The organism is Massilia sp. Root351, from assembly GCF_001425045.1.
Classification (GTDB): domain Bacteria; phylum Pseudomonadota; class Gammaproteobacteria; order Burkholderiales; family Burkholderiaceae_D; genus Rugamonas.
The window spans coordinates 12774-37619 of the sequence record NZ_LMDJ01000031.1 but is presented as its reverse complement, the minus strand read 5'-3'; the positions used below and the strand labels follow the sequence as shown (position 1 = coordinate 37619).

Annotated in this window: 20 protein-coding genes and 1 pseudogene; 13 read left to right on the top strand and 8 right to left on the bottom strand. The window is 68.5% G+C overall.

Translation table 11 applies throughout. The annotated features are described in order from the left end of the window. Position 1: 1 nt before the first annotated feature. Both ASD15_RS20195 and ASD15_RS20190 read right to left on the bottom strand, forming a co-directional pair. Positions 2–574 carry a dihydrofolate reductase family protein gene (locus ASD15_RS20195; protein ID WP_057156841.1) on the bottom strand — a complete coding sequence of 191 codons (573 nt, stop codon included), beginning with the start codon at positions 572–574 and terminating at the stop codon, positions 2–4. A gap of 18 nt (positions 575–592) precedes the next feature. After that, positions 593–865: an acylphosphatase gene (locus ASD15_RS20190; protein ID WP_057157300.1), complete on the bottom strand. Its 273-nt coding sequence runs from the start codon at positions 863–865 to the stop codon at positions 593–595. Between the two features lie 179 nt (positions 866–1044). Between ASD15_RS20190 and map the strand changes: the two genes are divergently transcribed. After that, a complete protein-coding gene (gene map / locus ASD15_RS20185) occupies positions 1045–1824 on the top strand; it encodes a type I methionyl aminopeptidase (RefSeq protein WP_057156840.1) in 780 nt (259 codons plus the stop codon). A 6-nt stretch (positions 1825–1830) separates the two neighbouring features. Here map and ASD15_RS20180 read toward each other — a convergent pair whose 3' ends face one another. The 3 genes from ASD15_RS20180 to ASD15_RS20170 form a co-directional block, all read right to left on the bottom strand. Then, positions 1831–2466, bottom strand: coding sequence for an FABP family protein (locus tag ASD15_RS20180; RefSeq protein WP_057156839.1), 636 nt, complete (start codon positions 2464–2466; stop codon positions 1831–1833). An 80-nt stretch (positions 2467–2546) separates the two neighbouring features. Then, on the bottom strand, positions 2547–5204 hold the full coding sequence (locus ASD15_RS20175) for an EAL domain-containing protein (RefSeq protein ID WP_057156838.1): 2658 nt from the start codon (positions 5202–5204) through the stop codon (positions 2547–2549). After that, positions 5204–5656 carry a hypothetical protein gene (locus ASD15_RS20170; RefSeq protein ID WP_057156837.1) on the bottom strand — a complete coding sequence of 151 codons (453 nt, stop codon included), beginning with the start codon at positions 5654–5656 and terminating at the stop codon, positions 5204–5206. The genes ASD15_RS20175 and ASD15_RS20170 overlap by 1 nt, the downstream gene beginning before the upstream one ends. Positions 5657–5943: 287 nt before the next feature. On the opposite strand from ASD15_RS20170, the gene ASD15_RS20165 reads away from it, so the two are divergent. Next, on the top strand, positions 5944–6795 hold the full coding sequence (locus ASD15_RS20165) for a hypothetical protein (RefSeq protein WP_057156836.1): 852 nt from the start codon (positions 5944–5946) through the stop codon (positions 6793–6795). Between the two features lie 24 nt (positions 6796–6819). Beyond that, positions 6820–7347, top strand: a complete 528-nt coding sequence (locus ASD15_RS20160; RefSeq protein ID WP_057156835.1) for a hypothetical protein — start codon at positions 6820–6822, stop codon at positions 7345–7347. Between the two features lie 22 nt (positions 7348–7369). Here the strand turns inward: ASD15_RS20160 and ASD15_RS20155 are convergent, their stop codons facing one another. Continuing rightward, positions 7370–10360: a type VI secretion system Vgr family protein gene (locus tag ASD15_RS20155; protein ID WP_057156834.1), complete on the bottom strand. Its 2991-nt coding sequence runs from the start codon at positions 10358–10360 to the stop codon at positions 7370–7372. Continuing rightward, positions 10357–11358: a hypothetical protein gene (locus ASD15_RS20150; protein WP_157201047.1), complete on the bottom strand. Its 1002-nt coding sequence runs from the start codon at positions 11356–11358 to the stop codon at positions 10357–10359. Before ASD15_RS20150 ends, ASD15_RS20155 begins: the two co-directional genes overlap by 4 nt. A 208-nt stretch (positions 11359–11566) precedes the next feature. On the opposite strand from ASD15_RS20150, the gene ASD15_RS20145 reads away from it, so the two are divergent. The 10 genes and pseudogenes from ASD15_RS20145 (at position 11567) to ASD15_RS20100 (ending at position 22171) form a co-directional block, all read left to right on the top strand. Then, positions 11567–12385: a M15 family metallopeptidase gene (locus ASD15_RS20145; protein WP_082551996.1), complete on the top strand. Its 819-nt coding sequence runs from the start codon at positions 11567–11569 to the stop codon at positions 12383–12385. Positions 12386–12398: 13 nt separating this feature from the next. Continuing rightward, on the top strand, positions 12399–12662 hold the full coding sequence (locus ASD15_RS20140; protein WP_057156831.1) for a PAAR domain-containing protein: 264 nt from the start codon (positions 12399–12401) through the stop codon (positions 12660–12662). 17 nt (positions 12663–12679) lie between these two features. After that, positions 12680–14149 carry a hypothetical protein gene (locus ASD15_RS20135; RefSeq protein WP_057156830.1) on the top strand — a complete coding sequence of 490 codons (1470 nt, stop codon included), beginning with the start codon at positions 12680–12682 and terminating at the stop codon, positions 14147–14149. A 17-nt stretch (positions 14150–14166) separates the two neighbouring features. Continuing rightward, entirely contained in the window at positions 14167–18213 is a 4047-nt protein-coding gene (gene tssM, locus ASD15_RS20130; RefSeq protein ID WP_082552074.1) for a type VI secretion system membrane subunit TssM, read from the top strand. After that, entirely contained in the window at positions 18210–19196 is a 987-nt protein-coding gene (gene tagF, locus ASD15_RS20125; protein ID WP_057156829.1) for a type VI secretion system-associated protein TagF, read from the top strand. The genes tssM and tagF overlap by 4 nt, the downstream gene beginning before the upstream one ends. A gap of 2 nt (positions 19197–19198) precedes the next feature. Further along, complete coding sequence (locus ASD15_RS20120; RefSeq protein WP_057156828.1) at positions 19199–19981, top strand: OmpA family protein; 783 nt, start codon at positions 19199–19201, stop codon at positions 19979–19981. Positions 19982–19992: 11 nt separating this feature from the next. Next, positions 19993–21081, top strand: coding sequence for a type VI secretion system protein TssA (gene tssA, locus ASD15_RS20115; protein ID WP_057156827.1), 1089 nt, complete (start codon positions 19993–19995; stop codon positions 21079–21081). 81 nt (positions 21082–21162) lie between these two features. Next, positions 21163–21506 (top strand): annotated as a pseudogene (locus ASD15_RS33880) (type II toxin-antitoxin system RelE/ParE family toxin). Positions 21507–21565: 59 nt separating this feature from the next. Then, complete coding sequence (locus ASD15_RS20105; protein ID WP_162249928.1) at positions 21566–21901, top strand: GFA family protein; 336 nt, start codon at positions 21566–21568, stop codon at positions 21899–21901. Between the two features lie 12 nt (positions 21902–21913). After that, complete coding sequence (locus ASD15_RS20100) at positions 21914–22171, top strand: hypothetical protein (RefSeq protein ID WP_057156825.1); 258 nt, start codon at positions 21914–21916, stop codon at positions 22169–22171. A gap of 6 nt (positions 22172–22177) precedes the next feature. Here the strand turns inward: ASD15_RS20100 and tssH are convergent, their stop codons facing one another. Then, complete coding sequence (gene tssH, locus ASD15_RS20095; RefSeq protein ID WP_057156824.1) at positions 22178–24838, bottom strand: type VI secretion system ATPase TssH; 2661 nt, start codon at positions 24836–24838, stop codon at positions 22178–22180. Positions 24839–24846 lie beyond the last annotated feature (8 nt).

The window sequence follows — 24846 nt, the reverse complement described above, 5'->3', positions numbered from 1 at the left end:
GTCAGCTGCCGCGCTCCGCGTCGCCCTGGTGCACCGCATAGCGCAGTTCCGCCATGCCCGCGCCCATCTGCCGTACTGACATCAGGCGCAGCACGGGGCTGAGCACCCTGCGCGGAAACAGCGGCTTGCCCTTGCCCAGGGTGGCCGAGCCTATCTGCAGGATCAGTTCGTCCAGCAGGCCGGCATCGTAGAACTGGCCGGCGAGGTCGCCGCCGCCGACAATCCAGATGTTCTTGCCGCCGGCGGCGGCCCGCATCCCGGCGTGCACGCTGCGCACGTCGCCGCTGACAAAACGCACGTCCGCGCCTTCGATCAAGGGCAATGTGCGGCGGGTGAATACCCAGGCCGGCTGGGTGTACGGCCACGCGGCGCCCACTTCCGCGATCACCTGCCCGGCGTTACGCGCCATCCATTCATAGGTGGCCGATCCCATCGCCAGCGCGCCCACGTCCGCGATGAATTCGGGATAGCTGGAATCGTTCACGTCGCCCAGCGGGAACAGCCAATCGAGCGCATCGTCCTCGGTGGCGAGGAAGCCATCCAGGCTGCTTGCGCAGTAGTATTGGGTTTTCATGCGTGCACTTCCTGTGCCTTAGTGGCTTGCTGTGATCTTGAACGTGCCGCGCGGCGGCGGCTCGGTGTCCTCGATGGCGACCTTCGATACCACGGCGGCGGGCGGGCCGCGCCTGGCCCAGGCGATGATGGCGTCGACCGCCTGCGCGTCGCCGTCCACCACGGCTTCCACCGAGCCATCGCTGCGGTTGCGCACCCAGCCTTGCAGGCCCAGCGCCGCCGCTTCGTTGGCCAACGTGGCCCGGTAGCCCACGCCCTGCACCCGCCCTTCTATGATCAGCCGCTTTGCCATCGCCATCCCTCCTTGGCCACTGCCGCAAGCTGGCTATTTTAGCAAGATCATGTATGCGCAGCGCTTTCGCGCGCTAAAAATTCCCTTTTTTGATTGAAGTTATTATACGAAACGTATACGATTTGTATATTGATCATATAAAAGGAAATCCAATGGGAAATTTAAGCAATCCCGGCGGCATGACAAAGCACCCCGAGGCGCTGGCCTTGCTGGCCGAATCCGGCCGGCTGCTGGCCTGCGTGTTCGGGCTGCTGGACCGCACGCCGCTGGCCGGCATGTCAACGCTGCAGATCGATGCCATGGTGGAACGTTTCATCGTGCACGAACTGCAGGCGCGGCCGGCCAGCAAGGGCCAGTACGGCTACGGCTTTGTGCTCAATTCGTCGGTCAACCAGGTGGTCTGCCATGGCGTGCCCTCGGCCTCGGTGGTGCTGCGCGATGGCGACATCGTCAATCTGGACATCACGCTGGAAAAGCACGGCTACATCGCCGACTCCAGCAAGACCTATCTGATCGGCGACGTCAGCCCCGCCGCGCGGCGGCTGGTCCAGACCTGCTACGAAGCCATGTGGAAAGGCATCCGCGCGGTGCGCCCCGGCGCCCGCCTCGGCGACATCGGCTGGGCGATCGAGCGGCACGCCAAGCGCAACGGCTATTCGGTGGTGCGTGAGTTTTGCGGCCACGGCATCGGCCGCGAGATGCACGAGGAGCCGAAGGTGCTGCACTTCGGCGACCGGGGCGCCGGCCTGCCCCTGCAAGAAGGCATGGTGTTCACGATCGAGCCCATGCTCAACCGGGGCGGCCGCAGCGTGCGGACCGAGGCGGACGGATGGACCGTGGTGACGCGCGACGGCTCGCTGTCGGCGCAGTTCGAGCACACCGTGGCCGTCACGGCCAGCGGCGTGGCGGTGCTCACGCTGCGCCCCGAGGAACGGGGCATGGCCGGCAAGCCGGCCTGACGCGCCTTAGCGCGCCAGCGGGTTCGGCGTCGGCTCGGCCACCTTGTGCAGCAGGTTGCGGTCGATGTGGTGGAAGGGCTCGTCCTCTTTGCCCCGGATCAGCATCACGGTGTCTTCCTCGTAGCCCCAGGTGCCGTCGTCGTTGATGGTGACCTTGATGCGGTATTCCACCGTCTTGAAGCCGAACTCCAGGAAGGGATTGGAACGGATGCCGTAAGTGTCGGACTCGCGGTAGGCCACCAGTTCAAAGCTCTTAGCGTCCGGCGCGGCGGTGCCGGAGGCCATGGCGATCTGGCCGCGCGGGATGGCCAGCGTCTGGATCACGGTATTGGTGGCAGGTTCCCACAGCCAGTAGCCAACCTGCTCGTGGTAAGTCTTCACCTGCTCAGGCTTGGTGATCAGGATGACGTAGCGCAGGCCGTAGAACAGCTGCGGGCCGTTGGTCACCGGGTCGATCGGCTGCAGCTCGATGCGCTCCACATAGGCCTGCTTGCGCGGGCCGTCCACCTTGGGTTTGATGTCCAGGCCGCGCTGTCCCTCGAAGATGCCGGCCATCGCGGTCAGCGGCCCCAGGTTGGCCAGCGTGTTGACGTCGACGTTGGACGGTTCGGTGTAAATATCGTTGGAGAATTCTTGGCTCATGGCTGCTGGTGTCTGAAGATGCAATTTAGCAATTGTAGCGCATGGGGCCGCGCCGCGAGCCGGCGCCGAACAATGCGCCGTCAGGAGCCGGCGGCTTCCGCCTGCGCTTCCAGCATGGCCCGGATCAGTTCCGGCGCCACCGGACGGCTGAACAGATAGCCCTGCATGTCGTCGCAGCCGCTCTCCTGCAGGAAGCTGCGCTGCTGCACCGTCTCCACGCCCTCCGCGATCACGCGCAGCTGCAGCTGGTGCGACAGCGAGATGATGGCGCGCGCGATGGCCTGGTCGTCGCTGCTCACGTCCAGGTCGCGCACGAAGGACTTGTCGATCTTCAGGCTGCTGATCGGGAAGGACTTGAGCGCGGCCAGGCTGGAGTAGCCGGTGCCGAAATCGTCGATGGACAGCGAAATGCCCATTGCCTTCAGCTCGCGCATCTTGTCGATGGCCTGCTGCAGGTCGCGCATCAGCAGGCTTTCGGTCACTTCCAGCTCCAGCCACTGCGGCGCCAGGCCGCTCAGTTCCAGCGCGCGCCGCACCCGCATCACCAGCCGCGCATCGTCGAACTGGCGCGCCGACACGTTGACCGAGATCGTCACCGGCGGCAAGCCGGCGGTCTGCCAGGCGCGCGCCTGCCGGCACGCCGTCAGCAGCACCCATTCGCCGATCGGCACGATGGCGCCGCTCTCCTCGGCCAGCGGGATGAACTGGTCCGGCGCCATCATGCCGCGCACCGGATGCTGCCAGCGCAGCAGCGCTTCCACGCCGAACACCAGGCCGCTGTCCAGGTTCACCTTGGGCTGGTACTGCACCCGGAACTGCTCCTCGGCCAGCGCGCTGCGCAGGCCGTCCATCAGGTCCAGTTTTTCCTCCAGGGTGGAATTCATCTCCTGGGTATAGAACTGCACATTGTTCTTGCCGGTGTCCTTGGCGCGGTACATGGCGGCGTCCGCGTTCATCAGCAAGGTGTCGGCGTCGCTGCCGTCGCGCGGATACATCGCCACGCCGATGCTGCAGCTCACCTGCACCGGCTGCCCGCCCAGCACCACCGGGCGTATCACGGCCTCGCGGATCTTCTCCAGCAGCAGCATCAGCGCGCCGCCGCTGTCGCGCTGCTCGGGCAGCACCAGCACGAACTCGTCGCCGCCGAAGCGGCCCACGGTGTCGTGCCGGCGCACGCAAGCCGTCATGCGCGCCGCCACCTCGGTCAGCAGCTGGTCGCCGGCGGTGTGGCCCAGGCCATCGTTGACCACCTTGAAGCTATCCAGGTCGATGAAGGCTACCGCCACTTCAAGGTCGTTGCGCTCGCCGTGCAGGATGGCTTGCTGCAGGCGGTCCGCGATCAGGCTGCGGTTGGGCAGGCCGGTCAGGCTGTCGTGGTGCGCCATGTGGACGATGCGTTCCTCGGCCAGCTTGCGCTCGCTGATGTCGCGCACGATGGCCACCACGCCGCCGTCCACGCCCACCACCTGCCAGTGCAGCCAGTTGGCGTGCAGCTGCGGCATGCCGTTGCGCTGCTCCTCCTGGTATACCCCGCCCACCTGGGCGATATGGGCCAGCGTTTCGAACTTTCCGCTCACGCGCACCTGCGGCAGCCAGGAACACAAGGTCATGCCCTTGAGCTGGGCGCGGGTCAGGCCGGACAGCGCCTCGGCGCGGCCGTTGGCGTCGGCGATGTCGAAATCGGTCACCACGCCGCGCCGGTCGCGCAGCGCGCGCAGCACGAAAAAGGCGTCCATGCTCGCCTCGGAGGCGGCGGCATAGGTCTCCTGCGCGTTGCGGATGCGGCGGCGCGCCATGGCGCCCTGCCAGATCCAGACCCACAGCAGCGCGGCCAGCAACAGCAGCACTGCGCTGGCCACGCCCGCTTCCCACAGGCTGGCCACGCGGCGCCGCTCGAACACGGCCAGCTGCTCGCGCTCGGACAAGCCGGCCAGCGCGGTCAGCGCGAAACCGTGCAGCGGGCGCGCCATCGTGTAACGCGCCACGCCGTCCCAGGAATTGGACAGGCTGGCACCCACTTCGGCGCGCAGGTCCAGCTGCTGGCCCCAGCTCACTTTGTCTCCCACGCGCAGCGCGCGCACCACGCCGTCGTTGCCCACCAGCGCCAGCGCGCCCTGTTCGCCCTGGCGGCGGCGCTCGTAGCCGCTGGTAAAATAAGCGGGATCGACTTCGATCACGGCCACGCCCGCGAACTGGCCTGCCGCGTCGTCAAGGCGGCGCGTGAAATGCAGGCGCGCGTCGCCGCTGGCGGCGTCGCGCACGGTTTCGCCGACGATGGCGGCGTGCCCCGGCGCTTCCCGGTGCTGCTTGAAATAAGGCTGGTCCGCCACCGAAACCGGCCGCGCCACGGGGCTGCGGGCGACCACCTGGCCCTGCGCGTCCGCAATGCTGATGGCGAACACCAGTGCCGACGGCAGCAGGCCATGCTGGTTCAGCTCCGCCAGCGCGTCCGCCGCGCCCTTGCGCTCGGCGGCGTAGGCGATCACTTTCAGGCTCTGGTCTATTCCGCCCAGGTTGCGCGCCACTTGCGCCTCGTAAGTATCGACCAGCTCGCGCACCGAATCGGCGGCGCCCTTGGCGGCCAGTTCGCGCTCGATGCCGATAAAATGGAAAGTAAAGACCCAGATGGCGCCCAGCAGCAGCGCCGTAAACAGCGGCAAGGTCACATAGGTTTCGAGTCCCAGCCGCAGCCAGCGCGCACGCTTGGCGGCGCCGCTCTTGTGATCCAGCCGCGCCATCACTTCACCACCAGCACGGCGCGCACGCTCGCGTTCAGCGCGGCGCGGTCGATATAGCCTATCAATGCGGGGTCGGCGGCAACCATGCGGCGCACGGCGGCGTTGCCGGCCGCTTCGCGCGGCGGCTGGCCGCGCCCGGTGAACATCATCTTGGTCCAGTGGGCCTTCATCGATTCCGGCGTGCGCGCCGCGACTTTGGCGTAGAATTCATTGCGTACCGGCGAGCCCAGTTTCTGGTCCACCGCCACTGCCTCGGCGCCGCCCGGATAGCGTGCCGCCTCGGCCAGGAAGATGTCCGCCACCTGGCGCGCCTCGAGGGCGGTGACCGGACTCCTGGCCGACACGATCACCACCAGCTCGCGCGCTGGCGCCAATCCCGGCCACGCGCAGGCGCACAGCAGGCAGCATAGCAGCCTGATAGCCAGGCGAACGGGCGGACGGAAGTTCAGCATTGCGTATTATTTGTATTTCCGCGACAGGGCAACATGCCAGCCGCTATGGCGGAGGCTAACCAAAGGTAACCGGGTGAGGACAGGCGCTTCTTGGGCCTGCCATGGGGAATCCAGCATGAATGCGGCACTTTATCGCAGCCGCTAGTAACTGTCGATCACTTTCTTGGTGGAACTGGTTATTTGGATTATGCAAATATTAAGCCATGATGAAAAAGCATCTCTGCAATAGAGTGTCTCTTATCAGAAACCTAAGTTATACTGAGTGAAACACGTACAGGGACGACGCTATGCAAGCCTCACTGAAAGACATTTTCTTATCGGTGCTGAAACTATGGCCGCGCCGCAAGGGTGCCGCAGCCGTCACGCCTGCGCAGCCGGCGGCCGCGCCCAAGCCGCCCGCCATTCCGCTGCGCCTGATCGGCGCGGCCATGGGCGAGCAAGTGGACGAAGACGCGCTACGCGCGGAAACCACGGCCTGGATGAAAGCCACCGGCCAGGGCAAGCTGGACGCCCCGTCCGACTTCTGGCGCGCGCTGGCGCTGGCCACGTCCGCGACGCGCGAACTGGCCACGATGGCCGGCGCGCACAAGGGCCTGGCGCAGCCGTCCGAAGCCGCCCTGCCCAGGCTGCAATTGATCGCCCTGCTGCCGGCGGAGTGGAAAGGCCCGTGGCGCGACGCCGCCGGGCGCTGGCTGCAGCACCAGCTGGTGAGCGCAGGCTGGCCAGTGGAACAAGTGGACCGCAATGCGCGCCGCAACCAGCATCCCACCCAGGTGCTGACGGCGCTCAAACACAGCACACAGCCATGCCTGGCCTTGCTGCTGGCCTGCGGTGCGCAAGCGGGCGAAGGCGCCGCAGCGCTGCTGCTGGCGGACACGGAACAGGCCGCGCTGCTTGGCGCAGGCCCTTACCCGCTGCTGCAGTCGGTGGCCGAAGGACGCGCCGATCCAGGCTCCCACACACCGGCGCCTGGCTTCCCCCTGCTGCGCACCCTGGCCCAGCAAGCCATCAAACCGCTGCCGGTGGCGGTCCCCCTGGCAGCCGCCGAGACGCCGCTGCAAAATCCGCTGCAGGACCCGCTGCACGATCCGGCGCATGCGGCCGCCGCGCGGCAGATGCACGTCGCCAGCCAGGCCTGAGCGAATCCGGGCCGGCCGCGTAAATTGCTGCTGTACCGGCATCACACGTCCGGCGACGTGATCGACTTCGAGCCCGCCACCGGGCATTGGCGCTACGTCGACGAAGGCCGGCATCCGGCCGTGTCGGCGCTGTCCACGGCCTACCGCCGCAGCGCCCCCATTCCGGGCACCTATACCTTGGAAGAGCAGCGCATGTACTGCATGTACTGGACGCCGGAGGGCGTGCTGGTGCTGCATATGCCGGACCAGCGCCGGCATGCGCTGTTCCGCCACGGCGGCGGCGACGGCGAGCGGCTGGAGGATATGCGCCATGGCCTGCGCATCGAGCTGGCCGCCACGCCTGGACGCAACGGCTACAACACCCTGCGCATCAGCGGCGCGGATGGCCATGCCATCCACCGGCTGACCTACCACGCGCTGCCGTACGCGCTGCTATACGGCGCGGACTTCAGCTACAACGACCGCATCCTGGCCGACTGGGACTTCTTCGAGGGCATCAAGGACGCCATCGAAGACCTGGAAGCGAAGCTGCAAGGCGGCAGCGCCAGCTGATGCGCTGTTTGAGCCATGCGGACTATTTGAGCTTGCCCAGGATCTGGATCTTCAGGTCTTCCGGGCTGAAGCCTTGCTGCAGCGGGATCATGCCGCTGTCATCGGTCACGCCCTCGATACGCGCGCCGTTCGCTTTCGTGATGGCGTAGCGCATGTTCCGGACCGGGTCGCCGGCCGGATCGAGCAGCTGGAACTTCTCGTCGAAGCGCATGGCGCCGCGTGGCAGCTGCGGCATTTCCGCCCCCATGCTGGCCGGGCCGGAGAAACTCTTTTTCCCGGCATGGATGGTCAGCTTGCCGGGACAGGACACCACGATGTTGCCGCCGTCGATGACGATGCTGGCGCCGCCCGCCGTGGCCAGCTTGATGCTCTTCGCAGCCGACCAGTCGACGTGCGCGTTCGCGCTCACCACCTGCACATCGTCGCGCGCCTGCAGCGCCAGCGTATCGGCCTGCGCCTGCACGTCGATCGCATCCGCCGCCGCCACCATCTGCAGGCCGATGCCATCCTCGCCGGCCTTGACCGCGCCGCCCAGCACGCCCAGCGCCTGGCCGCTATGCGCGCGCAACTGGCCACCGCTGGCGAACTGGCTGTCGCCGCCGCTCATCAGGCTGACGGTTTCCCCGCTGGCCAGCTGCACGCCCTGCCCCGCCGTCACACCCAGGCCAGCCCTGGCGCTGACGGCCAGCAGCGCGGCGCTGCTGTGCGGCAGCTTGCCCTCGCCGGCGCCGGTGCTGCGGGCTTCGGCGTCCGCTTGCGCCGCCTCCAGGCTGGCGTCCCCGACCATGCCGGACAAGGCGGCCTGCAGCGCCTTCAGCGGCGCGGCGCCTTCGTCCAGCCGGCTGCCCCCCGCGCGGGCCGCGCCCGCATGGCTGGCGTAAACCACCGTCTGGTGCGTGGCGGCCGCCTTGCTGAACGATTCGCCCAGTTGCGCCGCCTGTTTCATCAGCGCGATGCCGGCCGTGTTGTCGCCGGCCGGTTCGCGCGCGCCTGCCGCGTGCGAGATGGCGTAGCTGGTCACCAGCAGGCCGGCGCCGCCGCGCACCGCGCCATAGGCCTCGGTGCGCAACTCCGCCCCCAGGCCCCGCAGGCTGCCACGGTAGTTGTCGGCGCCGTGCACCAGGTGGCCCAGGTTCAATTCGCTGGCGGCGTGGCTGCAGCGCAATTGCACGCGGCCCTGCCCATCGGTGTCGTCGAACAGCAGCTGGCTGTAGCCGGCGCCGCCGAACTCCTTGCTGCGCACGCCCCACTGGGACGCTGCGCTGCGGTGCTCCCCAGTGCCGGCCGCCGCGCCGTGCCATAGCGGCGCGTGGCCGTTGGCCAGGTTGCCCTGCGCGGACGGCGCATGGTCGTGCGCGCGGCCGAACAAGCCGGCCGCGCCGGCCGCTGCGGCGGGCTTGCCGCCCGGCGTGGGCGCCTGCCCACCCTCGCCCTGGCCGTTGTACAGCGCGCCGACGATGATGGGCCGATCGATATCGTTCTCCAGGAACTGCACCAGCACTTCCTGCCCTATGCGCGGCAGGAACTGGCTACCCATGCCGCCGCCGGCTGCGCGCTGCGCCACCCGCACCCAGCATGTGGCGTCGCCGCTTGCCTGCCAGTGGAAGCGGATGCGCACCCTGCCCAGCCGGTCGCAATACAGTTCGTCCGCGCCCTGCGCGCTGTCGCCGCCGTCCGCCCCGACCACGATGGCGCTTTGCGCCCCCATGGCGGTCGGCTTGGGATGGCTGCGCCCGCCGCTGCCCGGCAACTGCGGGCGCCACGGCGTGTGCGCCGCCACCGCTTCGAAGTGGTTGGCATAGCCGCTCTCGCGCGCCTGCGCCAGCGTCAAGGCGAATCCGTCCGGCCAGTCCTGCGCCGAGTGCTCCTGCAACAGCTCCGGGATGGGGCCAAACAGCTCGGCCAGACCCTGCTGCACCGGCGCCGGCAGATTGTTGACGCCCACGCTCAGCACGCGCAGCACCGTGTAGCCATCCGGCGCGCCTGCCAGCGGGCACTGCGAAATGCGCAGCATGGTGCCGGCGCGCAGCGTGCGCACCGTGGAGCGGCCTTGCCACAACTGGCTGCGTGCTTCGCGGCCCTGCATCTGGAACCCGGCGTAGCGCTGCGCCTGGCCGGCGTTGGCCCAGGCGTACTGGCCGGGGAAGTCGTAGTCTTCCAGCGGCGGCAGGCTGGCGCCGGCGCGCAAGGTCGACGGCGCCGCTGCGCCCACCGCGCGCTTGCCCTTGTAGTCGTAGCTCTGCAGGGTGGCCAGCGACGACGCCACCTTGCGCCGCGCCTGCAGGGCCTGCACCGTGTCCTGCCGTTCACCGGGCCGCACACCGTGGAAGCGCACGCCTTCGCCGGCGGCGCTGCTGCTGTCTTCGGGGATGGCGCTGCGCTGCAGCGTGTCGGCGTGGATCACCAGGCTCTGGCCTTCCTCGCCGTCTTCGAAACGCCAGCCCAGGCCTTCCTCGGCCAGCAGGCGGCGCACGAAGTCCAGGTCTGTTTCGCGGTACTGGCAGCAGTAGCTGCGCGGGGCAACGCCTTCCATGAAAGGCGCCACGTCGTCGCTGACGCGCCAGCGCGCGCCGCCATAGCTGTCAAGCACGCTGCCCACGATGTCCAGCACCGCCTTGTCCTGCCATACCCGGCTGTTGCGCGCCTGGCCCAGGCGCCATAGCCACGGCGTGAGGCGCAGCCGGTAGCGCGCCATGCCGCCTTCGCTGCCCAGCATGGCCGCCTGCGTGATCTCGCCGCCGAAGGCGGTGCGGCTGCCGTCGGCCAGCGAGATTTCAAGCGCGGCCGCCTTGCCCACCAGCTGGCGCAAGTCGACAAAGGCGCTGGTCGACAGCACGATGACGTCGCGCGCGCCGGTTTCCTGCAGCTGCTCGTCCGCCACAAAGGCTTCCACCAACAGCTCGCCGGCGTCCGGCACGGCGGCGCCGTCAGGCAGGCGCAGCGCGTACAGCCGGGTGGCGCTGGAAAACTGCGCCAGGCTCGCAGCGATCTGCGCCACGGCGGCGGGCGTCATGGGAACGCTCCATCCACCGCTGCCGTCACCACCGGTTTGCACAGCGGATCGTCCTTCGCGCTGGCGCAGGTGCGGACGCGGCATTGTTCGGCGCCCTTGGTGCTCAGCTGGCGGCACTGTTTCAGCTTCACCGACAAGGTCTCGGGCTGCCCGGACGGGCGCGCGGCCTGGGTGTGGGCCACCAGCGCGGCCAGCAGCGCCACGTCGCTGTCAGGCGCCGGCGCCTGCTTGGCCTTGGCGGGCGGCGCGGCTTTCGTGCTGCGCGGGGCGGTCTTGGCGACGGTCTTGGCGCCGGCTTTGTCGGGGTTGCGGCCCGGCTTTTCCGCCTTGGCACGCTTGCCGTCATTCCTGGCCAGCCTGGGTTCCGGGGACTTGGCCTTGGCAGGCGATGGTGCGTTCAGCATCTCGCGCAGCGACTGCTGCTTCTCGGGCTTTTCTTCCTGTATGGCGGCGGCGCTGGAGGGCTTCGATGGCGCCGCCAGGGCAGCGACCAGGTCGGCGCTGTTGCCCGGAGCGGCAGCGGCGGACGGCGCCGTGCCGCCGGCGGCCAGCGCAGCGCCGGTGGCGGCAGCCGCTGCCAGCGCAGCGCCGGGCGCGCCGATACTGGCGCCGGCTGCCGGCGCGGCGGCGCCATCGGTGGCGGCGGCCGCCGTGTCAGCGGCGCCGTCCGCAACCGCCACAGCGGCAGGCGCCGGCGCAGGCTGCGCTGGTGGCGCATGGTCGGCCAGGGCCTGGCTGGTGGCACTGCCCGGTTCGGCGGCCAGCCAAGCGGCGCCACCGCCAAGCAGCGCGACCGCCAGCGCGGCGCCGCCCCACAGCGTGCCCTTGCCCATGCCGGACGGTCTCGCGCCGGAGGCAGGCGCGGCAGCGGGCGCCGGCTTCTTCTTCCCGCTTTCCAGGTTGCCCAGGATGTTGGTCCGGGCTGCTTCCGCCTGCGGCTCGGCAGACAAAAGGCTGGGCCGGGCTGCTCCCGGCCTACGCGGCTCGTCGTGTTGCAAAGTTGCCTCCTTAGTAATTTTCGCGACTTTACCTGAAACAAGAAAATCGTGGCGCATAGCAGAACGGCAACGGAACGCACCCACCGGCGCACGAAATAATTCAATCGTGCGCGGGATTGTCAGAAACTAAATATATACTCACGGCAATGCTTTTAAGATAATTTTTGACCGGACGGCGAGGTACAGCGTGTTTCTTCTGGCGGTGGCGATGTATTTCCTACTGGCATGCCTGCTGAGCTGGCTGGTGCTGTTTCCGGCTGGCCGCGAGCTGCTGATGGGCGCGCTGGAACGGGCCGGGGTGCGCTGGCGGCGCCGCCTCGCGGCGATCGCCCAGCGGCAGGAAGACGGCGCCCTGGAACTGCAGCGCAGCGGCCGCGCGCAACTGGCTGAATGGGGCGCCTTCCTGCGCCGCCATTACTTGCTGTGCGGCGCAGGCCTGGCCCTGGTGTGCCTGCCGCCGGCGGTGGCGCTGCTGGCGGGGAGCAAGCCCAGCCTCAGCGGCTTCGAGGCGTCCACGCGGGAGATCAATCCGCAGGTCGCCGGCCTGCTGGAAGGCGAGCAGCTGGTGCCGCCGCCCGCGCTGCCGCCGCTGGCCTTCACCACGGCCGAAGTGCAGCTGGAGCGGCCCATGATCGCCAGCGCCAGCCGCGACTGGGTCATGCTGGACAAGGCCTATGCGCAGCGCCTGCTGATGGCGTTCCGCATCATGAAGGAGCGCCACGGCTACGAGATGGCGCTGCTGGAAGGCTACCGCAGCCCGGAGCGCCAGAACACGCTGGCCGCGCTGGGACCGGGCGTGACCAACGCGGCGGCGTTCCAGAGCTGGCACCAGTACGGCCTGGCGGCGGACTGCGCTTTCGTCCGGAACGGCAAGCTGGTGATCAGCGAGCGCGATCCCTGGGCCATGCGGGGGTACGAACTGTATGGAGAAGTGGCTGAATCGCTGGGGCTGACCTGGGGCGGCCGCTGGAAGATGCGCGACTTCGGCCACACGGAACTGCGCGTGGCCGGCGTAATGAAACGATAGACAGGAGAATACTATGGCCGGGCCATTGATCAGGTTGGGAGACAAGCATACCCACGGCGGCGCCGTGGTGGAGGCATCGCCGCACAGCGACAGCGGCGGCATCCCCATTGCCCGCATCGGCGACAAGGTGGTGTGCCCGCTGCACGGCGCCATGGTCATCGTCACCGGCGACGCCAGCATGCTGGTGGACGGCAAACCGGTTGCCCGCCAGGGCGACATGACCAGCTGCGGCGCCACGCTGATCGCCAGCCAGCAAGCCACCGTCGACAAGGTGTAACGCGCATGAACGCCTGGATGAAAGGGATCCTGCTGTCGGTGCTGGCCTTTGGCGTCAGCTGGACCGGCGCCGTATGGTACTGGCGCAGCACCAACCGCATGCCGGACACCGGCGACCTGGCCGCCTGCCTGGTGGCGCTGCCGCTGTCGCTGCTGCTGGGCTACTGGCTGGTGCGCAAGGGCGCGTCCGCCTGGAGCGCGCGCGCCGCCGAACCCGCCGCCCCTGCCGCCGGCGGCGCCGGCGCCGCAGCCGCGGGCGCTGCCGCGACGGCCGCGGCCGACGGCGCCGCAGCGCCAGCCAGCCTGGCCATCGCCGCCGCCGCGCTGCATGCGCCGCACGGCGACAGCGCCGCAGCGCTGGCCGGCGCCCTGGCCGACAACAAGGCCCGCCCGGACCTGGACAAGGAACTGTACGACGACGACGGCTACCCCGTGATGTGCGCGCGCGCCGAAGGCGTCGACGAGCAGAACACCGAGCAGGAAATCAGCGAGTGGCTGGCCGCCCAGGGCCAGCCCGCGCTATACGCGCGCGACGAATTCTGGCGCGCCATGGCGCTGGCCACGCCGGCCGTGCTGCACCTGGCCGAAGCGGCCGCCGCCCACCCGCGCGTGAGCGAAGCCGCAACGGCTGCCGACAACGCCCTGGCCGGCCACGGCACGGCGGCGCAGGCGGCGCGCGCGCTCAACGCGGTGCCCACGCTGCAGCTGATCGCCCTGCTGCCGCCCGAGTGGAACAGCCAATGGCGCGACGTGGCCGGCCGCTGGCTGAGCCACCATATCGAACAGGCCGGCTGGCCGCAGCAGCGCATCGCCGTCAACACCCGCCCCGGCCAGCATCCGGGCCCGGTCCTGGCCGCGCTGCAGCAAAGCGGCGAGCCATGCGTGGCCGTGCTGCTCGCTTGCACCTCCCACCTGGGCGACGCCACCGTGGACGCCTGGTCCTCGAACGGCAGCCTGTTTACGGCGGCCCGCCCGCAAGGGGCCATGCCCGGCGAGGCGGCCGCCGGCCTGCTGCTGCTGGATGCCGAGCAGGCCGCCCTGCTGCACGACGGCCCCTACCCCATGCTGGCGCCGGTGGCCGCCGGCCAGCGCCCGAACGACGTGGCGCAGGCGCGCAACGGCGACTGCGCCGTGTTGAAGGAACTCGCGCAGCAGGCCATGCAGCCGCTGGCCGACAGCGCCGAGGTGCCGCTGATCGTGGCCGACACCGGCCACCGCAGCACGCGCCTGATGGAAATGATGGCGGCCGCCCAGGCGGTGCAGCCCAAGCTCGATCCGGCACAGGACATTCTCGCGCTGGGCAACGCCACCGGCCAGGCCGGCAATGCCGGCTTCCTGGCCGCGCTGGCGCTGGCCCGGCACGAAGTGCAGGAGCGCGGCGCGCCGGTGCTGTGCATCGCCAACGAAGATCCTTACCTGCGCTGCGCCGCCCTGATCCGGCCCGCATCGGACGACATGGACAACGCAACCTCCGCAACACCAGCTTGACCTCAACCAAGACCAATATGACTACCCAAACACTCCGGCAATTCTTCACCTCGCGCGCCTTCCTGCTGCTGGTCGGCTGGATCGCGCTGGCCGCCTTCCTGCTGATCGGCGCGGCCCTGCTGCAGCAGCCCGCTTCGCTGGCCTGGACCATCTTCGCGCTGGCGCTGGCCGTCGGCGCCGTGGTCTGGCTGCTCAGGCGCCAGCGCCACCAGCGCAAGTCGCGCCAGCTGGGCGACATGCTGGAGCAGCAGGTCAACCAGCCTTCACCCAAGGCCGACGCGGTGCAGCGCCAGGAAACCGATGCGCTGCGCAAGCGCATGCTGGAGGCCATCACCACCATCAAGCAGTCCAAGCTGGGCCAGTTCTCCGGCAACGCCGCGCTGTACGAGCTGCCGTGGTATATGGTGATCGGCAATCCGGCGGCCGGCAAGAGCACCGCCATCGCCAGCTCCGGCCTGCAGTTCCCCTTCGCCGACAGCAAGATCGTGCAGGGCGTGGGCGGCACGCGCAATTGCGACTGGTTCTTCACCACCGACGGCATCCTGCTCGACACGGCAGGCCGCTACTCGGTGGCCGACGAAGACCGCGCCGAGTGGTTCGGCTTCCTCGACCTGCTGAAAAAGTACCGCAAGAAGGCGCCCATCAACGGCATCATCATCGCCGTCAGCGTGGCCGAACTGGCGGGCAACCGCCCGGAGTTCGCCATCAACCTGGCCAAGAACCTGCGCCAGCGGGTGCAGGAAGTGACCGAGCGCCTGGCCGTGCACGCGCCGGTGTACGTGGTGTTCACCAAGGCCGACCTGATCAACGGCTTCAACGAGTTCTTCCAGGACAGCGAACTGGGCGAGCGCGACCGCGTCTGGGGCGCCACCCTGCCCTACAGCCAGCACACCACCAGCACCCAGGTGCTGGACCAGTTCGACGCCCGCTTCGACGAGCTGCACGACGGCCTGAAGGACATGAGCCGCGCCAGCATGGCGCTGCAGTGGCGCGAGCGCATGCCGCCCGGCGTGTTCACCTTCCCGCTCGAATTCGCCTCCATCAAGGGTCCGCTGCGCACCTTCGTCGCCACCCTGTTCGAGGAAAACCCGTTCCAGTTCAAGCCGGTGTTCCGGGGCTTCTACTTCACCAGCGCGCTGCAGGAAGGCGAGGCCGTATCGGCCTCGTCGCAGCGCGTGGCGCGCCGCTTCGACCTGAAGCTGCAGCCGCAGCACGCCGACGGCGCCTACCAGCAAAAGGGCTACTTCCTGCTCAACCTGTTCCGCACCGTGATCTTCGCCGACAAGAACCTGGTGGCGCAATACGCCAGCCCGGCGCAAACGCGCATGCGCTACGCGGCCTTCTTCGCCGCTACCGCCTTCGTCGGCCTGGCGCTGGGCGGCTGGAGCTGGTCCTACATGAACAACCGCCAGCTGGTGGCCAACGTGGAAGCGGACCTGCAGCAAGCCGTGCGCCTGCAGGACAAGCGCTTCGACCTGCAATCGCGCTTCCAGGCGCTGGAAGTGCTGCAGGACCGCATCGAACAGCTGGACAACTACAAGCAAAGCCGTCCGCTGTCGCTCAGCCTGGGCCTGTACCAGGGCCAGACGCTGGAACGCAAGCTGCGCGAAGAGTACTTCCACGGCGTGCGGGAAGTGATGCTCACGCCCGTGGGCCAGTCGCTGGAAGCCTTCCTGTCGGAGGTCAACAGCAGCACCGAACCGATGCAGCCGTCCGTGCGGGCGGCCAACGCCGCCGACGCGGCAGCGCCGGCCGCCGGGGGCGCGGCCGCCACCGTGGCCCAGGGCTCCCAGCAGTTCAAGGACGCCTCGCCGAACAACGCGGAAGACGCCTACAACGCGCTGAAAACCTATCTGATGCTGGGCGATAAATCGCGCGCCGAAGCCGGCCACCTGAGCGACCAGCTGACCCGCTTCTGGCGCGTGTGGCTGGACGCCAATCGCGGCGCCATGCCGCGCGAGCAGATGATACGCAGCGCCGAACGCATGATCTCCTTCCACCTGGCGCAGATCAACGACACCTCCTGGCCCACGCTGGACAACAAGCTGGCCCTGGTCGACCAGAACCGCGACAAGCTGCGCCGCGTGGTGCGCGGCATGCCGGCGCGCGAACGCGTGTACGCCGACGTGAAGGCGCGCGCCGCCACCCGCTATCCGTCCATGACGGTGGCGCGCATCGTCGGCGAGCAGGACAAGGAGCTCATGCTGGGCAGCTACGCCATCCCCGGCAGCTTCACCCGCGAGGCGTGGGAAGGCTATGTGCAGGACGCCTTCCGCGACGCCGCCAACCGCGAACTGCAAAGCGCGGACTGGGTGCTGAAGACCGCCTCCAAGGACGACCTGACGCTGGAAGGCAGCCCGGAGCAGATCCAGAAGGCGCTGGTGGACCTGTACAAGAACGACTACGCCAAGGAATGGCAGAAGTTCGTGCAGGGGGTAACCATCCGCGACCTGGACGGCTTCGAAACGGCCGCCTCGGCCATGAACCGCCTGGGCGATCCGCAGCTCTCGCCGCTGAACAAGCTGATCTCCACCGTCTACCAGCAGACCTCGTGGGACAACCCCTCGCTGCTGGACGCCGGCATGCAGCGCGCCCAACGCGGCGTGTCCGGCTGGTTCCGCGAAACCATCTTGCGCCAGAAGCCATCGCAGATCAACGTCAACCTGCCTGCCGCGTCGGCGCAGAACGCCGCGCTGCCGCTGGGCCCTGTCGGCCGCGAGTTCGCCGGCGTGGCGCGCCTGGTGGTGGCCAAGGACAACGACGCCTCGCTGATGCGCGGCTATATGGAACAGCTGGCCAAGCTGCGCGGCCGCTTCAACCAGATCAAGAACCAGGGTGACCCGGGTCCCGGCGCCAAGCAGCTGATGCAGCAGACGCTGGACGGCAGCGGCTCCGAACTGGCCGACGCGCTGCGCTACGTGGACGAACAGATGCTGACCGGGATGACGGACGCGCAGAAGCAGTCGCTGCGCCCGATCCTGGTGCGTCCGCTGATGCAGACCTTCGCCGTCATCGTGCGCCCCGCCGAGCAGGAAATCAACAAGGTGTGGGCGGCCCAGGTGCTCACGCCGTTCCGCCAGAACCTGGCGCTGAAGTATCCGTTCGCCACCGAATCGAAAGCCGAGGCCAGCAACGCGGAAATTGGCGAAATCTTCGGCCCGGAAGGGGCCATCGCCAAATTCTTCACCTCCACCGTCGGTCCGCTGGTGGTGCGCCGCGGCGACACATTGAGCAGCCGCACCTGGGCCAATATGGGCATCAACCTGGCGCCCACCGTGTCGGCCAGCTTCCCGGCCTGGGTGGCGCCGCTGAACGCGGGCGGCGTGGCCAACGCGGCCGCCTCCAGCGAAGGCGACGCGCAGACACGCTTCGACCTGCAGGCGCTGGGTTCGGTCGGCGCCAGCGAATTCACCATCGAGATCGACGGCCAGGCGCTGCGCTGGCGCGGCCAGCCGCAGCCGTGGGTCCACATGGTGTGGCCGAACCCGCAGGGCGTGCCCGGCGCGCGCATCACCGCCATCACCCCGGAAGGCCGCTCCGTGGTCCTCCTGAACGAAACCGGCCACTTCGGCCTGAAGAAAATGATAGACGCATCCACCCGCAAGAAGAAAGACGGCGGCGTGTTCGAGCTGACCTGGATTAACGCCGGCGTCACCGTCACCGCCAACCTGAAAATCAACGCCGCCGCCCCACCGCCGCCGGCCCCGGTGCCGCAGCAGGCCTCAGGCTTCAGGCGCCTGCGCCTGCCGGACGCGGTGGTCGTCCCGGCCGTGGCCGAAGCGCCCGCCGCCGCAGCTGCCGGCGGGGCCGGCGCGGCCGCCCCCGCGCAGACCGCCGTGCCCGGCGCCGCGCAGGGTGCCGCACCGCGTGCAGCTCCTGCCGCCGCCCCAGCCTCCGCCCCGGCCGGCGCCCCCGGTGCGCCGGCCCAGGCCCCCGCTCCCGGGCCTGTTCCAGCCCCGGCGCCAGGCGCCGCGCCACGCCCGCGCATGACTGCACCGCAGCAGGCGCAGCCCCAGTCCACCATGGCCGCCAATGGCGCCCGCATCGCGGAGGTGCAGCAATGAGCCGCCACGTCACGCCCGCCGCCGTCGGCTATTTCGGCAAGATTCCCAGCCGTGGCGACTTCGTCAAAGGCAGCGACAATCCGGCCCTGATCAAGGTGCTGGACGACTGGCTGGCCCAGGCCATGGACCTGCTCAGCGCCGACGCACGCTGGAAGTTGACCTACGATGCCCTGGCGCCGCTGCACTTCGCCTTTGTCGGCCCGCGCCGCCGGCACGCCATCGGCGGCCACATCGTGGCCAGCAGCGACCAGTCCAGCCGCCGCTTCCCCTTCCTCATGATGAGCAGCATGGAAGCGCCCGAACCCGCCGGCTTCGTGCCCAACGCGCCGCTGGTGCTCAGCCGCCTGTGGACCCGCCTGGAAAGCCTGACCGCCGGCGTGCTGCAAGCCTCCGAGCCGAGCTCCGCGCTGCAGGCGGCGGCGGCGCACGTGGTGGAGCTGGACCTGCGCCCGGCCGCCTACGATGCCGCCTTCAACGACTTCATGGAGATGCAAACCATCGGCGGCCTGGACGCCATGCTGTCGCAGGCCGGCTTCGCCGGCTCGGTGCGCCAGATGCTGCTGGCCCTGGGCATGCTGCTGCAGCCGGTGCTGGCCAGCAGCTCCAGCCGGCTGGAAAAGAGCTTGCTGCTGCCGCTGCCGAACGACCCCATGTACCGCAACCTGGTGGCGGCCTACTGGATGCACCTGATCACGCCGTTCCTGGCGCGCGCCGACTTCGAGCTGGCCATCTTCCTCACCCGCGTGGCGCAGCGGCCGGTGCTGGTGCTGGGCTTCAGCGGCGCCTCGGCGCACACGCTGCAAGCCATCATGGACCCGCAAGTGGGGCTGGAGCACCACATCGCCTTCGACCAGCTGGACTGGGTGGAAGACCATGTGGACTCGGACTACGCCAGCAAGAAGGCCTCCACCTACCTGTCGCAACCCAATCTGTCACTCAAATCCGCGCTCGACTCGCTGCACGCGGCATTTATTGGAACCTGAACATGCGCTACCCCGCCCTCTTACTCCTGGCCCTCGCCGCCGCGGCAGCGCAGCTGCCCGCCCACGCCCAGCCGCCAGCCGCGCCGCAGCCCGGCCAGGTGCTCGCCACCGGCACCGTCGCCGACGAAGCCAGCAAGGCCAGCGTGCTGGCCAAGCTGCGTGAAGTCTATGGCGCCGACAAGGTGGTGGACCAGATCTCGGTCGGCCAGGTGGTCACGCCGGCCAACTGGAACGCCTACGTGCAAAAGCTGATCACGCCGGACCTGAAGCAAATCAGCCGCGGCCAGCTCAAGATCGACGGCAGCACCGTTACCCTGCGCGGCGAGGTGGCCAACGAGGCCCAGCGCCAGGCGCTGGCCAGCGCGGCCGCGCTCAGCCTGAATCCCACTTACACCGTCAACAACGGCTTGCGCGTGTCGGCCAGCGACCAGGGCATCCTGGACAGCGCGCTGGCCAACCGCATTGTCGAATTCGAAAGCGGCCAGGCCAGCCTCACGCCGGCAGGGCGCAAGGTACTCGACGAGATGGTGGCGGCCATGCAAAAGCTCAAAGGCCGCAAGGTCGACATCATCGGCCACACCGACAGCGTGGGCCTGCGCGCCACCAACCAGGGCCTGAGCCAGGCGCGCGCCGAGGCGGTCAAAGCTTATCTCGCCAGCCACGGCATCAACGGCGACCTGCTGAGCGCCTCGGGCCAGGGCCCGGACCGCCCGGTGGCCAGCAACGACAGCGCCGAGGGCCGCGCGCGCAACCGCCGTATCGAATTCCGCCTGGCGCAGCAATAAGGAAAGTCACCATGTTTTCAGCAGAACAAATCCTCAAGCCGGTGAGCGACGCCCAGCCGGGCGGCTACGACCTGGCCTTCTCTCCCGAGCTGGACGCCATCGCCCAGGCGCGCACCTTCGACGACCCTTCGCTTGACCAGGGCGAGTGGGTCACCGACCTGAAAGAAGCCGACTGGGGCTTCGTGGTGCAGCGCTGCGCCGTGCTGCTTGAAACGCGCAGCAAGGACTTGCGCCTGGCCGTGTGGCTCACCGAGGCCGGCGGCAAGAAGCACGGCCTGCGCGGCCTGGCCGAGGGCTTCCGGGTGCTGGCCGGGCTGTGCGAGCAATACTGGTACAACGGCCTGTTCCCCGAAGCGGACGGCGACAACGAGCAGCGCATCGGCAATTTGAGCTGGATCCTGGCGCGCACGCCGGGCCTGCTGCGTGCCATCCCGCTCACCGAGGGCCGCGGCAGCGCCTACTCCATGGTCGATTTCGAGACCGCGCGCAAGCTGGCCAACAACGGCGGCCCGCCGGCCGGCGGCCTGAAACTGGCCGACCTGGAAGCGGCCCGCCGCAACAGCTCGCCGCAGTTCCGCGAAACGCTGGCCACGGACGCCGCAGCCTGCCTCGAAGCCCTGCGCGCCTTCGAACAGGCCGCCGACGCGCGCCTGGGCGAGGACAGCCCCGGCTTCTCCGCCGCGCGCGACGCGCTGCAAACGCTGATCCACGCGCTGCCGCCCAGCGCCGTCACGGCAAGCGCCCAGCCAGTCTCGGAAGGAGGCACCATGAACGATGCGGACCACGCAGCCCACGGCGAGGGCGCCGCCAACGGCCACGCGCAGAACGGCCACGCGGCGCCGGGCACCCCGATGCAGCTGGCCCCGTCCGGCCCGCCGGGCGCCATCCACAGCCGCAGCCAGGCCGTGGCCCAGTTGCGCACCGTGGCCCAGTTCTTCCGGCGCACCGAGCCGCACAGCCCGGTCTCCTACTTCGCCGACAAGGCCGCCGACGCCGCCGAGCAGGACTTGCACAGCTGGCTGCGCTCCGTCATCAAAGACCCCGCCTCGATGGACCACATCGAAGAACTCCTTGGCGTCAAAGGCCGCCCGCAGGACTGAGTCCCCCCTCTTTCGAAATGCGATTCCGGTTGCAATAGGTTGCAAGTTACCGCACACTGAAATCATTCGAAGGAGGTGAAAATGCCTACCGCACTGAAATTGTCCGATGAACTGATCGACCTCGCCAAGCCTCGCGCGGCAGCCGAACATCGCTCTGCAACGTTTGCCAGGGTCGTGAAAAAGCTGCATGCGAGATCCAGAAGCGTAGTCGATAGCGCTGTGAAGGAGATCGCGTCCGATCCGGTGCCAGGCGACGAAAAAAGGGAGACTTCGCCATTGTTTTTGTGCACAAGTTCAAGCTGCATCAACCGGAGATCTTGCTGGCGCACCGCTTGCAGCCCGACACATGCTCGCCCACCACAGTCGTATTGCTCAGCATCGGATCGCACGAACACTTTTACGCAGACCTGAAGCGCCTCACTTAAAAGCGGATATGCAGATGGAGCACAGTCCTTTGTTACACGGAAGCTGTCTATGCGGTGGGGTGGCCTACCGGGCCGAAGGGCCGGTGGAGCGCGCCAGCCATTGTTACTGCACCATGTGCCGGAAGCAGCACGGCGCGGCGGCGGGCTCGTATGCGAACGTGGCCAGCGCCGGCTTTACCGTCGAGCGCGGCGCGGAGCTGGTGACGGAGTACGCGTCATCCAGTCATGGCCGGCGCGGCTTCTGCAGCGCGTGCGGCTCCAGCCTGTACTGGCGCAGCACCGAAACGCCCGACCGCATCGCCGTCACGCTCGGCACGCTGGAGCCGGAGTACGACGGCCCGGTGGAGCGCGAATGGTATCCCGAGAATAAGCCCGGCTGGCTTCCAGCCAGGTAGCGCGGCCCACCCATGCAAGGAAAATCTGACTACACCAATGGCAAGCGTTTCGCCATCGTCCTCGCCTGCTCGATCCTTTCCAGCCTCGCGCTCACCGGCACAGTGTTGGTGGCCGCCGCTGTCTTCCTTGGTCAGTCGGGCAGCAAGGCCGTCACCCTTGCGAAACACCGTTTCCCCGTTCTTGCCGGCCAGGACGGCCGCTCCCGGCTGGTCCCGCGCAAACAGGGGGGCCGGGGCCTCCGCAATACGTGCCGCAATATGCAAACCTGACTGCCTTTAGCGGATCGTGTACTTGAACTTGCCGTCTTTGTTGGCCCCCACCTTGATTTTGGCAATCGCTGCGCCTTCGGCCATCTTGGCCAGCACCGATTCGGCGATCTCCGGCAACAAGGTGCCGTTCAGGATGTGATCGACATTGCGCGCGCCGGAGTCCACTTCGGTGCAGCGCGCCAGCACGGCATCCACCAGCGCTTCGTCCCAGCTGAACTCGGCCTTGTGGTTGGCGCCGACGCGCTGGCCGATGCGGCCCAGTTTCAGCTCGATGATCTCGGCCAGCACGTCGTCCGGGATCGGATAGAACGGAATCACTTTCAGGCGGCCCAGGAAGGCGGGCTTGAACTGCTTGCTCAGCTGCGGGCGGATCATCTCCTCCAGCGCGTCCGCCTTGGGCAGCTCCTCGGCGCTCTTATTCAGGCAGGCCTGCATCAGCGTGGACGACGCCACGTTCGAAGTGAGGATGATGATGGTGTTGCGGAAGTCGATTTCGCGGCCTTCGGCGTCGTCCATCACGCCCTTGTCGAACACCTGGAAGAACAGCTCCAGCACGTCCGGGTGGGCCTTCTCCACTTCGTCCAGCAGCACCACGCTGTAGGGGTTGCGGCGCACCGCCTCGGTCAGCACGCCGCCCTCGCCGTAGCCCACATAGCCCGGCGGCGAGCCTTTCAGGCCCGACACGCTGTGCGCTTCCTGGTACTCGCTCATGTTGATGGTGACCAGCTTGCGCTCGCCGCCGTACAGCACGTCGGCCAGCGCCAGCGCGGTCTCGGTCTTGCCCACGCCGGACGGGCCGACAAACAGGAACACGCCCTTCGGCTTGTTCGGGTCGTCCAGGTTGGCGCGCGAGGTGCGCACGCGCTGCGCCACCGCTTCCAGCGCATGCGGCTGGCCCAGCACGCGCTCTTCCAGCATGTCCTTCAGCTTGAGCACCGTCTTGATCTCGTCCTTCACCATCTTGCCCAGCGGGATGCCGGTCCAGCCGGCCACGATGCCGGCCACCACGTTGCCGTCCACCTGCACCGGCACCATCGGCGTTTCGCCCTGCAGCGCTTTCAATTCGGCCAGCAGCGCCTGCACGTCCTTGCCCTGGCTGGCGTCGGCCTCGCCGCCGGCCTCCAGCACCACGCGCGCGGCCTTGATCTGCTCCGTCAGCTGCTTTTCCTGCTCCCAGCGCGCGGCCAGCTCGCCATGCTGCTTGCCCGCCGCCTCGCAATCCTCGCGCAGCTGCTTCAGGCGCTCGCCGTGCACCGCGCCGCCGCCGGCGGCCTGTTCGCGCTCCAGCGATGCGATCTCCGCGTTCATGCGCTCCTGCCTGCGCGCCAGGTTCTCCAGCAGGGCCGGCGTGGCGTTCTGGCCCAGCGCCACCTTGGCGCAGGCGGTATCGAGCACGCTGATGGCCTTGTCCGGCAGCTGTCGGCCCATGATGTAGCGGTGCGACAGGCGCACCGCCTCGGTGATGGCCTCGTCGTACACCCGTACGTTGAAGTGCTTCTCCATCAGCGGCGCCATCCCGCGCAGCATGGCGCACGCCAGCTCCTCGCTCGGCTCCTCCACTTTCACCACCTGGAAGCGGCGCGCCAGCGCGGCGTCCTTCTCGAAGTACTTCTTGTACTCGCCCCAGGTGGTGGCGGCGATGGTGCGCAGCTCGCCGCGCGCCAGCGCCGGCTTGAGCAGGTTGGCAGCGTCGTTCTGGCCGGCCTGCCCGCCGGCGCCTATCATGGTGTGGGCTTCGTCGATGAACAGGATGATGGCGTGCGGGCTCTTGCGCACTTCGTCGATGACATTCTTCAGGCGGTTCTCGAACTCGCCCTTGACGCTGGCGCCGGCTTGCAGCAGGCCCATGTCCAGCGTGTGGACCTGCACGCCCTTCAGCACGTCCGGCACGTCGCCCTCGGCGATGCGCAGCGCCAGGCCCTCAACCACGGCGGTCTTGCCCACGCCGGCCTCGCCGGTGAGGATGGGATTGTTCTGGCGGCGGCGCATCAGGATGTCGATGGCCTGGCGGATCTCGTCGTCGCGGCCGATCACCGGGTCGACCTTGCCGTCGGCGGCGCGCTGCGTCAGATTGGTGGTGTACTGGTCCAGCGCCGGGGTCTTGCCGGGCGCGTTGGCGGCGATCTCGCCCACCGGGTCGCCGCCCTCTTGCGCCGCGCCGCCGGACTGGCTGGCCGGCACGGCTTCCTGCGAACCGTCCGCGATCTCGTCCAGCTTGTGGCGGATCTGCTCCAGTTCGAACTTGGCGAACAGCTTGGAGCTGCGCTGCGCCAGCTGCGACAACTCCGAATCGGTCAGCAGCGCCTGCAGCAGGTGCGCGCTGCGGATCTGCACCGCGCGGCCGGACTGGATGTCCAGCGACGCGATCAGCCACGCGTTTTCCATCAGCTTGGGCAGGCGCGCCGAGAACACCGGAGTGCGCGTGTTGCCGTTCTTGAAGCGGCTCAGTTCCGCCTGCAAATCCGCCTCCAGCATGCTCACGCTGATGCCGCTGCGGCGCGCGATCACCACCAGGTCGCTTTTGGGCTGTTCCAGCAGGGCCAGGAACAGGTGCTCGATATCGACTTCAAACTGGCCCAGCGACACGCAGATGCCGGCGGCGCGCGTGGCGGCCACGCGGCAGGTATCGTTCAGTTTGCCGATCAGCGTTTTCAGGTTGATGCTCATGGTGCCCT

Bases quoted from the DNA above. Each gene is read 5' to 3' on its own strand.
- tssH (WP_057156824.1), bottom strand. From the start codon at position 24,838: ATGAGCATCAACCTGAAAACGCTGATCGGCAAACTGAACGATACCTGC.
- tssM (WP_082552074.1), top strand. From the start codon at position 14,167: ATGACTACCCAAACACTCCGGCAATTCTTCACCTCGCGCGCCTTCCTG.
- ASD15_RS20135 (WP_057156830.1), top strand. From the start codon at position 12,680: ATGAAAGGGATCCTGCTGTCGGTGCTGGCCTTTGGCGTCAGCTGGACC.
- ASD15_RS20120 (WP_057156828.1), top strand. From the start codon at position 19,199: ATGCGCTACCCCGCCCTCTTACTCCTGGCCCTCGCCGCCGCGGCAGCG.
- tssA (WP_057156827.1), top strand. From the start codon at position 19,993: ATGTTTTCAGCAGAACAAATCCTCAAGCCGGTGAGCGACGCCCAGCCG.
- ASD15_RS20195 (WP_057156841.1), bottom strand. From the start codon at position 574: ATGAAAACCCAATACTACTGCGCAAGCAGCCTGGATGGCTTCCTCGCC.
- ASD15_RS20145 (WP_082551996.1), top strand. From the start codon at position 11,567: ATGTATTTCCTACTGGCATGCCTGCTGAGCTGGCTGGTGCTGTTTCCG.
- ASD15_RS20175 (WP_057156838.1), bottom strand. From the start codon at position 5,204: ATGGCGCGGCTGGATCACAAGAGCGGCGCCGCCAAGCGTGCGCGCTGG.
- ASD15_RS20140 (WP_057156831.1), top strand. From the start codon at position 12,399: ATGGCCGGGCCATTGATCAGGTTGGGAGACAAGCATACCCACGGCGGC.
- ASD15_RS20155 (WP_057156834.1), bottom strand. From the start codon at position 10,360: ATGACGCCCGCCGCCGTGGCGCAGATCGCTGCGAGCCTGGCGCAGTTT.
- ASD15_RS20180 (WP_057156839.1), bottom strand. From the start codon at position 2,466: ATGAGCCAAGAATTCTCCAACGATATTTACACCGAACCGTCCAACGTC.
- tagF (WP_057156829.1), top strand. From the start codon at position 18,210: ATGAGCCGCCACGTCACGCCCGCCGCCGTCGGCTATTTCGGCAAGATT.
- map (WP_057156840.1), top strand. From the start codon at position 1,045: ATGACAAAGCACCCCGAGGCGCTGGCCTTGCTGGCCGAATCCGGCCGG.
- ASD15_RS20170 (WP_057156837.1), bottom strand. From the start codon at position 5,656: ATGCTGAACTTCCGTCCGCCCGTTCGCCTGGCTATCAGGCTGCTATGC.
- ASD15_RS20165 (WP_057156836.1), top strand. From the start codon at position 5,944: ATGCAAGCCTCACTGAAAGACATTTTCTTATCGGTGCTGAAACTATGG.
- ASD15_RS20190 (WP_057157300.1), bottom strand. From the start codon at position 865: ATGGCAAAGCGGCTGATCATAGAAGGGCGGGTGCAGGGCGTGGGCTAC.
- ASD15_RS20100 (WP_057156825.1), top strand. From the start codon at position 21,914: ATGCAAGGAAAATCTGACTACACCAATGGCAAGCGTTTCGCCATCGTC.